Source organism: Flavobacterium sp. CF136 (assembly GCF_000282055.1).
Classification (GTDB): Bacteria; Bacteroidota; Bacteroidia; order Flavobacteriales; family Flavobacteriaceae; genus Flavobacterium.
This window is the reverse complement of record NZ_AKJZ01000074.1, coordinates 1-14,201: the sequence shown is the minus strand read 5'-3', so window position 1 is coordinate 14,201 and position 14,201 is coordinate 1. Positions and strand designations below refer to the sequence as shown.

The 14,201-nt window shown below is 34.2% G+C and carries 9 protein-coding genes; 5 read left to right on the top strand and 4 right to left on the bottom strand.

From position 1 onward, the window contains the following. Window positions 1-122: 122 nt before the first annotated feature. The 3 genes from PMI10_RS18460 to PMI10_RS18450 all read left to right on the top strand — a co-directional run bounded on the left by PMI10_RS18460 (window position 123) and on the right by PMI10_RS18450 (window position 4,805). Entirely contained in the window at window positions 123-2,669 is a 2,547-nt protein-coding gene (locus PMI10_RS18460) for an ATP-dependent Clp protease ATP-binding subunit (protein ID WP_007810738.1), read from the top strand. A gap of 143 nt (window positions 2,670-2,812) precedes the next feature. After that, the gene (gene rimK, locus PMI10_RS18455; protein WP_007810737.1) at window positions 2,813-4,180 is read left to right on the top strand and encodes a 30S ribosomal protein S6--L-glutamate ligase; all 1,368 of its coding nucleotides are present in this window, start codon (window positions 2,813-2,815) and stop codon (window positions 4,178-4,180) included. A 106-nt stretch (window positions 4,181-4,286) separates the two neighbouring features. Then, window positions 4,287-4,805, top strand: coding sequence for a DUF421 domain-containing protein (locus tag PMI10_RS18450; RefSeq protein ID WP_007810736.1), 519 nt, complete (start codon window positions 4,287-4,289; stop codon window positions 4,803-4,805). A gap of 53 nt (window positions 4,806-4,858) precedes the next feature. Here PMI10_RS18450 and PMI10_RS18445 read toward each other — a convergent pair whose 3' ends face one another. The 4 genes from PMI10_RS18445 to hutH all read right to left on the bottom strand — a co-directional run bounded on the left by PMI10_RS18445 (window position 4,859) and on the right by hutH (window position 9,994). Further along, on the bottom strand, window positions 4,859-6,250 hold the full coding sequence (locus PMI10_RS18445) for an SMI1/KNR4 family protein (protein WP_007810735.1): 1,392 nt from the start codon (window positions 6,248-6,250) through the stop codon (window positions 4,859-4,861). 172 nt (window positions 6,251-6,422) lie between these two features. Then, window positions 6,423-7,754: an inorganic phosphate transporter gene (locus PMI10_RS18440; RefSeq protein WP_007810734.1), complete on the bottom strand. Its 1,332-nt coding sequence runs from the start codon at window positions 7,752-7,754 to the stop codon at window positions 6,423-6,425. Window positions 7,755-7,786: 32 nt separating this feature from the next. Beyond that, window positions 7,787-8,431, bottom strand: coding sequence for a DUF47 domain-containing protein (locus tag PMI10_RS18435; protein ID WP_007810732.1), 645 nt, complete (start codon window positions 8,429-8,431; stop codon window positions 7,787-7,789). Window positions 8,432-8,479: 48 nt separating this feature from the next. Further along, the gene (gene hutH / locus PMI10_RS18430) at window positions 8,480-9,994 is read right to left on the bottom strand and encodes a histidine ammonia-lyase (protein WP_007810730.1); all 1,515 of its coding nucleotides are present in this window, start codon (window positions 9,992-9,994) and stop codon (window positions 8,480-8,482) included. A gap of 635 nt (window positions 9,995-10,629) precedes the next feature. Here hutH and thrA point away from each other — a divergent pair. Further along, entirely contained in the window at window positions 10,630-13,077 is a 2,448-nt protein-coding gene (thrA, locus tag PMI10_RS18425) for a bifunctional aspartate kinase/homoserine dehydrogenase I (RefSeq protein ID WP_007810728.1), read from the top strand. Between the two features lie 75 nt (window positions 13,078-13,152). Further along, complete coding sequence (locus PMI10_RS18420) at window positions 13,153-14,073, top strand: homoserine kinase (protein WP_007810727.1); 921 nt, start codon at window positions 13,153-13,155, stop codon at window positions 14,071-14,073. Window positions 14,074-14,201 lie beyond the last annotated feature (128 nt).

Sequence of the window (14,201 nt, the reverse complement as noted above, 5' to 3'; positions counted from 1 at the left end):
AGCCTTTTTTAACTGTTTTATTACCTTTTTTTTTGTCTATTAGCTGACAGGTGTTTCTGAAAGGTATGGTTTTTGTTTTTCAAACACTAATTCACTAAATTTACAATACCTAATTATATATTATGGATGATAATTTTTCACCAAGAGTAAAAGATGTTATTACATACAGTAAAGAGGAAGCTCTCCGTCTTGGCCACGACTTTATTGGTACTGAACATCTAATGCTGGGCATTTTAAGGGATGGAAACGGAAAAGCCATTCATATATTAAACAGCCTGGCCGTCGATTTAGACCATTTACGCAGGAAAGTAGAAATACTGAGTCCCGCTAATCAAAGCGTGGAAGTTAATGCGGAAAAGAAAAATCTTCATCTTACCCGTCAAGCGGAAAGGGCTCTGAAGACAACCTTTCTTGAAGCTAAAGTATTTCAGAGTTCCTCGATTAGCACAGCACATTTGCTTTTATGCATCTTACGAAATGAAAATGATCCAACAACCAAGTTATTGAATAAGCTGAAAATAGATTATGATATAGCTAAAGAACAATATTTAAATATGACTCCAAACGAAGAAGAATTCTTAGAAAACTTGCCAAAAAACGAATCATATAATGATGATTCAGGACAAGATGACAGTCTTAAAGAAAGTAGTTTTAACAATCCCGCCAATAAGTCAAACAAAAAATCCAAAACTCCGGTTTTAGATAATTTTGGGAGAGATTTAACAGAAATGGCCGAAGAAGGAAAACTAGACCCTGTTGTAGGACGTGAAAAAGAAATTGAACGTGTCTCACAAATCCTGAGCCGTAGAAAAAAGAACAACCCGCTTCTTATAGGAGAACCGGGAGTTGGTAAATCTGCAATAGCAGAAGGATTGGCATTACGTATTATCCAGAAAAAAGTATCCCGTATCCTTTTTAACAAACGTGTCGTTACACTTGATCTTGCCAGTTTGGTAGCCGGAACAAAATACCGCGGTCAGTTTGAAGAAAGAATGAAAGCCGTTATGAATGAGCTTGAAAAAAACGATGATATCATTCTTTTTATTGATGAAATTCATACCATTGTTGGTGCTGGTGGTGCAACAGGCTCACTAGATGCTTCAAATATGTTTAAGCCTGCTTTAGCAAGAGGTGAAATTCAATGTATTGGTGCAACAACTCTTGATGAATACAGACAATATATTGAAAAAGATGGTGCTTTGGAAAGACGTTTTCAAAAAGTAATTGTAGAACCGACTTCTGTTGAGGAAACAATTGCAATTTTGAATAATATCAAAGACAAATACGAAGATCACCACAACGTTACTTATACTCAGGAAGCAATTGAAGCTTGTGTTAAATTAACAAACAGATACATGTCTGAGCGTTTTTTACCGGACAAAGCTATTGATGCCCTTGACGAAGCAGGTTCTCGCGTACACATTACCAACATTGATGTTCCTAAACAAATTCTTGATTTGGAACGTCAATTAGAAGAAGTTCGCGAAAACAAAAATATGGTAGTCAAAAAACAAAAATATGAAGAAGCTGCCAAACTTCGTGATGATGAGAAACGCATAGAAAAAGACCTGGCTATAGCTCAGGAACAATGGGAGGAAGATTCTAAAAACAACAGAATTGAAGTTACAGAAGATAATGTAGCCGATGTTGTTTCGATGATGACTGGAATTCCTGTTAACAGAATTGCACAAACTGAAAGCAATAAATTAGCCAAATTACCTGAATTAATTCAGAATAAAGTAATTGGTCAAAACGAAGCAGTTTTAAAAATTGCACGTTCAATTCAACGTAACAGGGCAGGACTTAAAGATCCTAACAAACCAATTGGTTCGTTTATTTTCTTAGGTCAGACCGGAGTTGGTAAAACGCAATTAGCAAAAGTTTTAGCAAAAGAATTATTTGATTCCGAAGATGCATTAGTACGCATTGACATGAGTGAATACATGGAAAAATTTGCTATTTCACGTTTAGTTGGAGCGCCTCCGGGATATGTTGGTTACGAAGAAGGTGGCCAATTGACTGAAAAAGTTCGCAGAAAACCGTATTGTGTGGTACTTTTGGATGAAATTGAAAAAGCACATCCGGATGTATTCAATATGATGCTTCAGGTTTTAGATGATGGTTATTTAACAGATAGTTTAGGTCGCAAAATCGACTTTAAAAACACTATCATTATTATGACTTCTAATGTTGGAGCACGTCAATTAAAAGATTTTGGACAAGGTGTAGGATTTGGAACTGCTGCAAAAGTAGCTCAGGCCGATGACAATTCGAAAAGTATTATCGAAAATGCATTGAAAAAAACTTTCGCTCCTGAGTTCTTAAACAGAATTGATGATGTGATTGTATTTAATGCATTAGAAAAAGCTGATATTGACTTGATTATAGAAATTGAGCTTAAAAAACTATATTCTCGTATCGCTGAATTAGGATATACTTTAAGTCTTACTGATAAAGCAAAAGCCTTTATTGCTGAAAAAGGTTTTGACAGACAATTTGGTGCAAGACCTCTAAAAAGAGCAATTCAGAAATATGTTGAAGATTTGTTAGCCGAAGAAATTATCACTTCAAAAATACATTCAGGTGATGAAATCTTAATGGATTTAAAAGATGATTCTCAGGAACTTTCTGTAGAAATACACAAAGCCGAAGAACCGACTAATCTGTAAATGAGTTTAAATTTTATAACAAATTTAATTTACCCGTTACGTTTTCATAACATAACGGGTATTTTTTTTAGATAAATTACTATCTTTAGTAAAAGCAAATAGCTACTTTTGGCTATTAAATTCTATAAAATAAATAATAACGTATGCTTCAAAACAAAGTCATTTTAGGTAGCGAAGAATGGTGTGCATTTCCGGAATTAGGAATTCCAACAATTAAGGCTCGTGTGGATTCTGGCGCAAAAACTTCGGCAATGCATGCTATAAACATTGCTCCTTTTATAAAAAATGATGCTAATTGGGTGAAATTTGATATTAATCCAATTCAAAATAATATTAAAACCATCATTCATTGTGAAGCTCCGTTGGTTGACAAAAGAATTGTAAAAAGTTCAAGCGGTTTCAGGGAACATCGTTACGTTATTCAAACCAGTCTAAAAATTGGTGATGTAAAATGGCCAATTGAAATGACCCTTACAAATCGGGATTCTATGGGTTTCCGAATGCTTTTGGGCCGTGAAGCCATGAGCGGACGTGTATTGGTGGATCCGGAGGAAAAATATATGTTAGGACAGCCAACAGCTGAAACACTTAAGGAATTATACCAAAACTCTGAAAAAGCAACTTCAGGTTTGAGAATTGGTCTTTTAGCCAGTAATCCTGAATTATACAGCAATAAAAGAATAATGGAAGCGGGCGAAATGCGTGGCCACGAAATGCATTTTTTGAATATCAAAGAATGTTATATGAAGTTGGATGCAAAAACTCCTGAAATTCATTACCGTGGCGGAAAAATATTAAATCAGTTTGACGCTATTATTCCAAGAATCCGACCAAGCATCACTTTTTACGGTTGCGCTTTAACACGTCAATTTGAGGCTTTGAAGGTTTTCGTTTTAAATTCGGCTACAGCCATAACACAATCCCGCGATAAATTATATTCGTTACAATTGCTATTAAATAGCGGAATTGATATTCCAACAACCGGTTTTGCCAATTCTCCTTTGGATACAGATAATTTGATTAAAATGGTTGGCGGTTCTCCGTTAATCGTAAAATTATTGGAGGGAACACAGGGAAAAGGAGTCGTTTTGGCCGAAACAAAAAAAGCAGCAGAAAGCGTTATCAATGCTTTTAAAAGTCTAAATGCCAATATTTTGGTTCAGGAATTCATTAAAGAAGCAAACGGAAAAGACATTCGTTGTTTTGTTATTGACGGAAAAGTGGTTGCAGCGATTCAGCGTGAAGCTATGCCCGGTGAATTTAGGGCTAACATCCATCTTGGAGGAACGGCTTCTGTCATAAAAGTAACTTCTGAAGAGAAAAAAATCGCTATAAAAGCTGCAAAAGCAATGGATTTAAAAGTAGCAGGTGTAGATATTATCCGTTCCTCAAAAGGACCTTTATTACTAGAAGTAAATTCATCACCAGGTCTTGAGGGAATCGAAGGTGCTACAAACAAAGATGTTGCCGGTGAAATGATTAAAGCAATTGAGAAAAATTTTAAGCTCTAAATTTTCATTTCAAAATTCATTTAAACTTAATATCACATAATTATTTTAGCAACTTTGTCAAAGGCTTAAATCTTTGACAAAGTTTTTTTAATTCAAATAATAAAAAATGATACTAATCCCCTATTTAGATATAGCTTTTAGAAGTGTTGCCGTTTATTTTTTTATGACGATTGCATTGAGAATTTTCGGCAAAAAAGAACTTTCACAGCTTAATACAGCAGATATCATTCTGATTTTGTTGATTAGCAATTCAGTTCAGAATGCAATGGTTGGCCCGGATACCAGCCTTTGGGGTGGTTTGGTCGCTGCTTTGGTTTTATTTGTGATTAACTTTATAATAAAGAAACTCACCCACAAATATAAATTACTCAATGACTTACTATTAGACAAACCTGAAATCCTGATTCACAACGGAAAATTGGATTTTAAATCTTTAAGCAAACTAGACATTTCGCACGATGAACTAAAAGAAGCCATGCGGGAACATGGCTTAGAACATTTTACCGATGTAAAGCTTTGTATGTTAGAAATTGACGGTACAATCAGTGTAATTTCAGAAGATCAAAAAAAATTAAAACAAACGCATTATAAGCGAAAACACAATCATAAAAACTTTCGAAAGTAAATTTTATATTTCTAAAATATTAATTTTGGTCATTTTATAAATCTGAATTTACCTTATTTCCAAAACTGATACCACTTATTCTTAGCTTTTGTAATTTCATAAGTCTCAATATCTATGTTTTTAATTGTGGTTGTTGTTAAACCCAATGATTTAAGTCTGTGATTTAAATTTACTAAAATATAATCTTGCTCTTTAGGAAAACGTACAGCTATATTTTTATAATGCCTTAAAAGTCTTTTATCCTTTATTCCTTCTAAAGCTTGTAATACAGTATGAATAACTCTATTTGCCCTATCATTTAAACCTATAATAAAAGTTTCAAGATATTCCTCTTTATTTTTTAATTGACTAAGTGAATAATAAGCACTGACTCTAATATTATCATTGTCATGAGAGGTAAAAGGAACAATCAAATGTCCATAATCTATATTCATCTCTTTTAGCAAATAACTACAAAATCTAAAAGTTTCTTCATTATTTATTTTTTCGATATTTGATTCAATAATTGAAAGCCAATCCCTGCTTTTATCTTTTGCATACCAAAATATAAATTGAAAAACATTTAACAAGCTTTCTTCTGAGAACTCAATTAAATATGATTGTGCTTTTTCATAATCGAATTTAGTCAGTATTTGCAATGCAGCCTTCTTTTGATCGATTGAAGTTATTTTATATTGCTCTTCAATTATTTGCATCGTTTCACTTCTAAGTTTTTGTTTATTTAAAAGACCTTCTAAACAATCAATTTTTATTTTATTATCTGAAGTTGAAAAATAGAGTTTTAGTATCTTTTCTTCTGAACCACCCATTTTATAACCAAACCAGCTGGGCGTGTCTTTTATCAAATCACCGGAAATTACTTCATCAAGCCATCTTTCATACCAATCCAAAAAATTTAATTCAAAGGTGAATTTTGGCTTTTGCTGGTCAAGATCAATATTAACAACCCTTCCTTTATGCTCTCCGTTTAAAACAAGTGCATGAATATAAGTACAGCCTTGTGAACCGAGTGGTAAAATCCCTGAATAGATTTTTCCTAATTCGTTTTCATAATCCTCATCAGAAATATCTTTTTCATCAACTTTTTTTGTTAAGTCTTTCCAATATTCATCTGTCATGTCAGGATATAAAACACAATCTCTTTTTAAATATTTTGTATTTTCAACTAATTCATCTACATTTTTTCCAAGTGGATAAATACCATAAAATGGTCCGGATCCTGAATCTGAATATGAGATTCCTCCATTACCAATATGAAGTAAAAATGCTTTATAAGATTCCGGTAATTTTAAATCATATTCTTTTTCAAATTTTAAAATGTCTTCATCATATAAAGGTTTCCCTAAAATATATTTATGACTTTCTGCACCAAAAACTTTTAATTTTACATCAGTATATTTTGCCTTGATAAGCTTATCTTTTATTCTCTGTATTTGGGTACTCATAATAGTATCTCCTTTAGCTATTTTTAATCATATCACAAATATATTTATTTCATAAACAATCTACATAACAGAACAACATCAAAACAAAAAAGGATAACTTCTTTCGAAATTATCCTTTGTATGTTTTAAAGCGTGAAACTTACATCTCACCACATTTTACCAATTTTATTTTTTAGATAAAAACACTCAATAAAAAGTAAACCACACCTGCTAAAATAGCTGAAATAGGAATCGTTAATACCCATGCCCAAATCAAACTTACGGTTACACCCCAGCGAACAGCAGAGACACGTTTTGTTAATCCAACCCCGATAATAGATCCTGTAATGGTATGTGTTGTACTTACCGGAATTTTTAAATGCTCTGTAAAATAAAGTGTCAAAGCTCCTGCAGTTTCAGCAGCAACACCTTCAAACGAAGTTACTTTTGTGATTTTAGAACCCATTGTTTTTACAATTTTCCATCCTCCACTCAAAGTTCCAGCTGCAATGGCAGAATAACATGCTAACGGAATCCATCCAGGCATTACACCTTTTATACCTAAATCATCATTTGGCAATACAACATCTAACCAGGAATCCATATGAACACCCGGATTTGTATTGATATAAACCGCAACAGCAGCAGCAATAATACCCATTACTTTTTGTGAATCATTTCCTCCATGACCCAAACTAAACGCCGCAGAAGACAGTAGTTGCATTTTTTTCAAAGCTGCATCAGCCTGATGAAGGTTCAGACTACTGAATATTAAGCAAAAAGTACTAACTGTTAAGATAATAAAAGCAACTAAAAACCATTTTATATTGTGCGAATCAAAAGCCACACTCCAAAAATGAGAATCAAAACGAGGCTTTTCAATATCAGCATAAGGCACCATCAGATTGCTAACAACCCAAATCGTTGCAATCATTAAAACAACTGTGAATATTTTAGGGCCGATAATTTTTCGAGAAGCATTTAATAACCAAATCGAAATTAAATAAGAAACTAATGCTCCCAATAATGGCGCTAAAACAATAAAAGCAATAATGATAATAACTCCTGAAGGCATTCCTCCGTCTTTTCCGGCTTTATACCAGCTTACGATTTCGTACCAATAATGAGTAGCACCATCTTCGCCTATATAACCTGAAAAACCGTGTACAGCTATAGCGTGAGCAACTGCTGCTCCTGCAAAACCACCAATCAGGGTATGTGAAGAGCTTGAAGGAATTCCAAGCCACCAGGTCAATAAATTCCAACAAATTGCTGCAATAACTCCGGCGAGAATCACAACCAGATTAATCTCCATGGTGTGCGCCGTTTTTGCAACAGTATCTGCAACACCAAATCCGAAAACCCAATATGCCAGAAAGTTAAAAAATGCTGCCCAAAGTACGGCCTGAAAAGGCGTTAATACCTTTGTCGCAACAACTGTAGCAATAGCATTTGCCGCATCATGAAAACCATTGATGTAATCAAAAATTAAAGCTAATACTATAATAATTATAAGTAGCGTCATAAATTATAACTTCAGAATGAAATAAATTGAATTTAAGAATGTTTTACAGAAATAGATTCCAGTATATTGGCAACACTCTTACATTTATCTGTTGCAGATTCTAAAACAGATAACACTTCTTTGTATTTAATAATATTTTTAGCGTCTGTTTCGTTTTCAAAAATTTCAAAAACTGCTTTGTTATAAACGTTATCAGATTTGTTTTCCAGTTTATTAATTCTGGCACAAGCATCTTTAATGACTTTAAAATTCTTTAAATTTCTTAGTTCTTTTACAGCACTATCAATGTTTTGACAAGCCTCAAGATTGATTTCTGTCATTTTTCTGATTGATTTCGTAATCTTATCAACCTGATACAATCTCATTCTGCTTGCAGCACCGTGTAAATAATCCGCTACGTTATCAATAGAAGTAATCAAGGTATGAATATCTTCCCTGTCAAACGGAGTAATAAAGTTTCTGCTCAACTCCAGATTGGTCTGACGTGTAATGTCTTCTCCTTTTTGCTCTAATTCATCAATTTTCTGAAAAAGAACTTCTCTTTCTTTCAATGGAAGATTTACGGCTTCGTGTAAGTTAGAAGCTAATTCAATTAAATTACTTGAAGCCTCTTCAAAAAGTGGAAAGAATTTTTTGTCTTTCGGCACTAAAAATTGGAAAATACTGTTTATTGACATTTTTATGTTTTTGATAGTGCAAAATTACTTCATTATTGTTTTGCAATGTTAAGCCATTGTTAACAAATCATTTTCAATTTGGAAACTATTCAGGAACAAAACTGTCTTTTCGATATCATAATGTAAAATCCTGTCCTCTTTTACCAAAGGAACTACTTCTCTGTAGCTGCTCAGAAACATTTCGATGAATTCGCTTGATTTCAAAGGTTCTCTGTAAGCGATAGCCTGCGAAGCATTTAATAATTCGATTGCCAGAATACGTTCCAGATTATCCATAACACGTAAGGCTTTTGTAGCCCCATTTGCTCCCATACTAACATGATCTTCCTGTCCGTTACTTGATACAATACTATCTACACTTGCCGGAGTTGCCAATTGTTTGTTCTGGCTTGCAATACTCGCCGCCGTATATTGCGGAATCATAAAACCGGAATTTAATCCCGGATTATCAACTAAAAAAGCCGGAAGATTACGCAATCCTGAAATTAACTGATAGGTTCTTCTTTCAGAAATACTGCCTAATTCAGCCAAGGCAATTGCCATAAAATCCAAAGCTAATGCCAAAGGCTGTCCATGAAAATTTCCGCCTGAAATAATCTGATCGGATTCAATAAATATATTTGGATTATCTGTTACCGAATTAATTTCTGTTTTGAATACTTTTCTAACATAATCAATAGCATCTTTTGAAGCACCGTGAACCTGAGGCATACAACGGAAAGAATACGGATCCTGAACATGTTTTTTCTCCTGTTCAATAATTTCACTTCCTTCCAAAAATTCATTGATACGCTGTGCTGTAATAATTTGTCCTTTGTGTGGACGAATAAAATGTATCAACTCATTAAAAGGTTCTATTCTACCATCAAAACCTTCTAATGAAATAGTTCCGATTAAATCTGCCAGATATGAATATTTATAGGCTTTCATTAAAATATGTACACCATAAGCCCCCATAAACTGAGTTCCGTTTAACAATGCCAGACCTTCCTTGGATTGTAAAACAATCGGTTCCCAGTTAAAATGTTTTAAAACTTCGCCTGAAGCCACTTTTTTACCTTCAAAAAGAACTTCTCCTTCTCCTAATAAAGGCAAGGATAAATGTGCTAAAGGCGCTAAATCACCTGAAGCACCAAGTGAGCCCTGCGTAAAGATAATTGGTAAAACATCATTGTTATAAAAATCTACCAAACGATTCAGTGTTTGTAATTGGATTCCTGAATGACCGTAGCTTAAAGATTGAATTTTAAGAAACAGCATCAATTTTACAATTTCAGCAGGAACTTCTTCCCCGGTACCACAAGCATGTGATTTTACAAGGTTTTCCTGAAGTTTAGATAAATTTTCATTCGAAATCTTCACATTACAAAGTGACCCAAAACCTGTATTGATCCCATAAATAGGTTCTGAATGTGAAGCCATTTTTTTATCCAGATAATCGCGGCATTTCTGAACATTAATTTTAGCTTCATCAGATAATTCAAGCTTTTTCTGATTGACAATTATTTCCTGTAAAGCTTCTAAAGTTAAGGTTTCAGTACTTATATAATGGATTTCACTCATGTTATTTGTAATTTAAAACGTCAAAATTCAACAAATCAATATTAAAAAGCAACATTTGTTCATAATAATAAAAACTTTAACCTTTTTAATTCAACTCTGTTATTTATTTGACAATCCTAATCAGACAAGAACAGCACATCATTATTCCAAATAATACCTGCTTAAAACTGTAATAAAAAGCACAATTCACCCATGTATAGCTTTAAAATTACTGTCTTTTACTGATTCGATACATTATAAAGACTTTTATGGATTAGCTGGGTATTCCTAAAAAACGTCTTCGTAATACGAATAAGACAGTTTATTGAATTTAATTTTAACAAATGCTCAATATTAAATTCTCAAGTCATAAATTATTAAAATATTCGTAAAAAGAAAATTATAGTTTTTAACTTTTTATAAAAAACAGTACTTTTGGAAAATCAAAAATGAAAAGTAACAGCAACAAATATCAATCTGCAATGACAGCTCAAACAAGAGTTGCAACTGCTGCTACAACAATTTCTACTACAACAACTACTACCCCTTAGGGGTATCATTTTTACATATAATCCTGATTATCTATACTTTTTTCCCAAAAGAAGAAAGTCTTTGGATACATAAAAATATTTGCATAAAAGAAAAAAAACATCAAAATGAAAGTATTAAAATTTGGCGGAACTTCGGTTGCCAATGCACAAAATATAAAACTCGTTCTCGAAATTATAAGCCAAAATTCTAAAGGAAATAAATTAGTCGTTGTTGTTTCAGCTTTAAGCAAAGTAACAGACTTACTGCAACTGGCTGCAGCAAAAGCAGCTGAAAATGACGAAAGTTTCCGTGAAATTGTAGCAGAAATTGAAAAAAAGCACCTAGACACACTAAAAGAATTAATTCCGGTTAGCGAACAAAGCAGTTTATTGAGTCACATAAAAAGAATCATCAATCATTTAGAAACATTATTGGACGGATGCTTTTTACTGGGCGAATTATCACCAAGAACAGAAGATACTATTTTAAGTTTTGGTGAATTGCTTTCGTCTTATATTATTGCTCAGGCATACAAGCAAATCGATAAGGATTCAAGTTACAAAGACAGCCGTGAATTAATTAAAACCAATAATAACTTTGGAAAAGCGGTTGTAAATTTTGAAATTTCAAATCAATTGATTCAGGAATATTTCGCCGAAAATCAATCGAAAATCAATATTTTACCGGGATTCATCGCATTAACCCTTGATGGAATCACTACAACATTAGGCCGTGGCGGTTCTGATTATACTGCAGCTATTATTGCCGGAGCACTTGAAGCTGACCAATTGGAAATCTGGACTGACGTAAACGGAATGTTTACTGCCAACCCAAAAATTGTGAAACAGGCTCACCCAATTGCAAACATTTCGTATCAGGAAGCGATGGAATTGTCGCATTTTGGGGCAAAAGTTTTGTATCCGCCAACTATTCAGCCAGTTTTAAGAAAAAATATTCCGATTCTTATCAAAAATACTTTTGAACCGGAAGCAGAAGGAACTTTAATTTCTGATCAGGTTTCAGCACAAACTACGCCTGTAAAAGGAATCAGTCATATTGATCATATTTCGTTATTAACTCTTGAAGGCCCGGGAATGATTGGAGTTTCAGGTTCTTCAAAACGTTTGTTTGAAGTACTGTCACACGAAAAAATCAATGTTATTTTTATCACTCAGGCATCTTCTGAACATTCGATTTGTATCGGAATCCTGAATTCTGATGCTGATAATGCCGAAGCTGCGATTAATAAAGCTTTTGAAGTTGAGATTTTACAAAACAAAATTGATCCTTGTATTGTAGAAAAAGACCTTTGCATTATTGCTTTGGTGGGTGAAAACATGAAAAATCACCAGGGTCTGAGCGGTAGAATGTTCAGTACTTTAGGAAAAAACAACGTGAACATCCGTGCGATTGCACAAGGAGCTTCCGAAAGAAATATCTCTGCAGTAATCAACGAAAGAGATGTTAAGAAAGCATTAAATACACTTCACGAAAACTTCTTTGAAGAAAACACCAAACAGTTGAATTTATTTGTAATGGGTGTTGGAAATGTGGGTGAAAAATTCATCGAGCAGATTCACAACCAAAAGAAATTCCTAAAAGAAAATCTAAAGATCAATGTTCGTGTAATTGCTTTGTCAAATTCAAGAAAAATGCTTTTTGATGAAGACGGAATTTCTCTAAAAGACTGGCAAACCGATTTGGATAAAGGAGAAACAGCTAACAAGGAAGCTTTTATCGAACGTGCCAAAGAAATGAATTTACGTAACAGTATTTTTGTGGATATTACAGCAAATGCAAGTGTTTCTGAAACTTACGAACAATTCCTGAAACAAAGTATTGCCGTTGTAACTTGTAACAAAATTGCGTGTTCATCTGCTTACGATAATTATAAAAAATTAAAAAGCTTATCCCGCCAATATAATGCTCCGTTTTTGTTTGAAACAAATGTGGGCGCCGGATTACCAATTATCGATACTGTAAAAAACTTAATCGCTTCTGGTGATAAAGTACATAAAATTCAAGCCGTTTTATCGGGAAGTTTAAACTTCATTTTCAATAATTTTGACAAGAATAATTCTTTTCACGATGTGGTGAAAGAAGCCGGAGTTCAGGGTTTCACAGAACCGGATCCGAAAATTGACTTAAGCGGAATTGACGTTGCACGTAAAATCTTAATCTTAATTCGTGAAAGCGGTTACGAAATGGATATTGACGCCATCGCCAACGAATCGTTTTTGCCTGCCGAATGTTTAGCTACAACCAATAACGAAGACTTTTTTGCATCGTTAATTAAACATGCTGCTCATTTTGAAAAGATTTATGAAGAAGCACTGAGCAAGGATTCAAGATTGAAATACGTAGCACAATTCGAAAACGGAAAAGCCAGCGTTGGTTTACAATTCATTCCAAAAGATCATCCTTTTTACAATCTGGAAGGAAAAGATAATATCGTATTGTTCTACACCGATCGTTACGTAGATCAGCCTTTATTGATCAAAGGTGCGGGAGCCGGTGCAGCCGTTACCGCTTCAGGAATTTTTGCGGATGTAATTAGAATTGGGAATATATAATTTTTTTGTTTCAAGTTTCAAGTTTCACGTTCCAACAACTTGAAACTTGAGACCTGAAACCTGAAACAACAAATAATGGAAGAAATAAAACTATTTTGCCCGGCAACTATTGCGAACCTTTCGTGCGGATTTGACGTTCTTGGACTTTGCTTAGACACTGCGGGCGATGAAATGATTGTTCGAAAAACAGCTGAAAAAGGAGTTCGTATTACTAAAATTGTAGGTGCCGATTTGCCTTTGGAAACCGAGAAAAACGTTTCGGGAGTTGCGGCTTTAGCAATGCTGGAAACTTTGGATGTTGATTGTGGTTTTGAAATCGAAATTTATAAAAACATCAAAGCCGGAAGCGGAATCGGAAGCAGTGCTGCCAGTTCTGCCGGAGCGGTTTTCGGAATCAATGAATTATTAGGAAGACCGTATTCCCGTAAAGATTTGGTACAGTTTGCGATGCAGGGCGAAAAATTAGCCAGCGGAAACGCTCATGCCGATAACGTTGCTCCTGCCCTTTTGGGTGGTTTTACATTGGTAAGAAGTTATAGCCCACTTGATATTATCAGAATTGACAGTCCTGAGGAATTGTTCGCTACGGTAGTTCATCCACAAATTGAATTGAAAACATCTGATGCGCGTTCGGTATTGAAACAAACCGTTTCCCTGAAAAGCGCCATTATGCAATGGGGAAATGTAGGCGGATTAATCGCAGGATTATACACCAAAGATTACGATTTGATCGGAAGATCGCTTCATGACGAAATCGTAGAACCGTTAAGAAGCGTTTTGATTCCGGGGTTCGATTTAATCAAACAAACGGCTCTGGAAAACGGTGCTTTAGGTTCCGGAATTTCAGGTTCAGGCCCGTCGATTTTTGCTTTAAGCCGAGGAAAAGATACCGCAGACCAAATCGCCAAAGCCATGAGTGATGTTTACGAAAAAATGAATTTACCGTATGAAATTCACGTTTCGAAAATCAATCCTGATGGAGTTAGGATATTGTAACTGGAAAAGAATTAAAAATTAAAAATTTAGAATTAAAAATTCTCTTATTGTTTGTCAGACTGAGCGAAGTCGAAGTCCCGCAAAGTATAGACACACAAACATCCATACAGTTTGTCATTTCTGTAAAG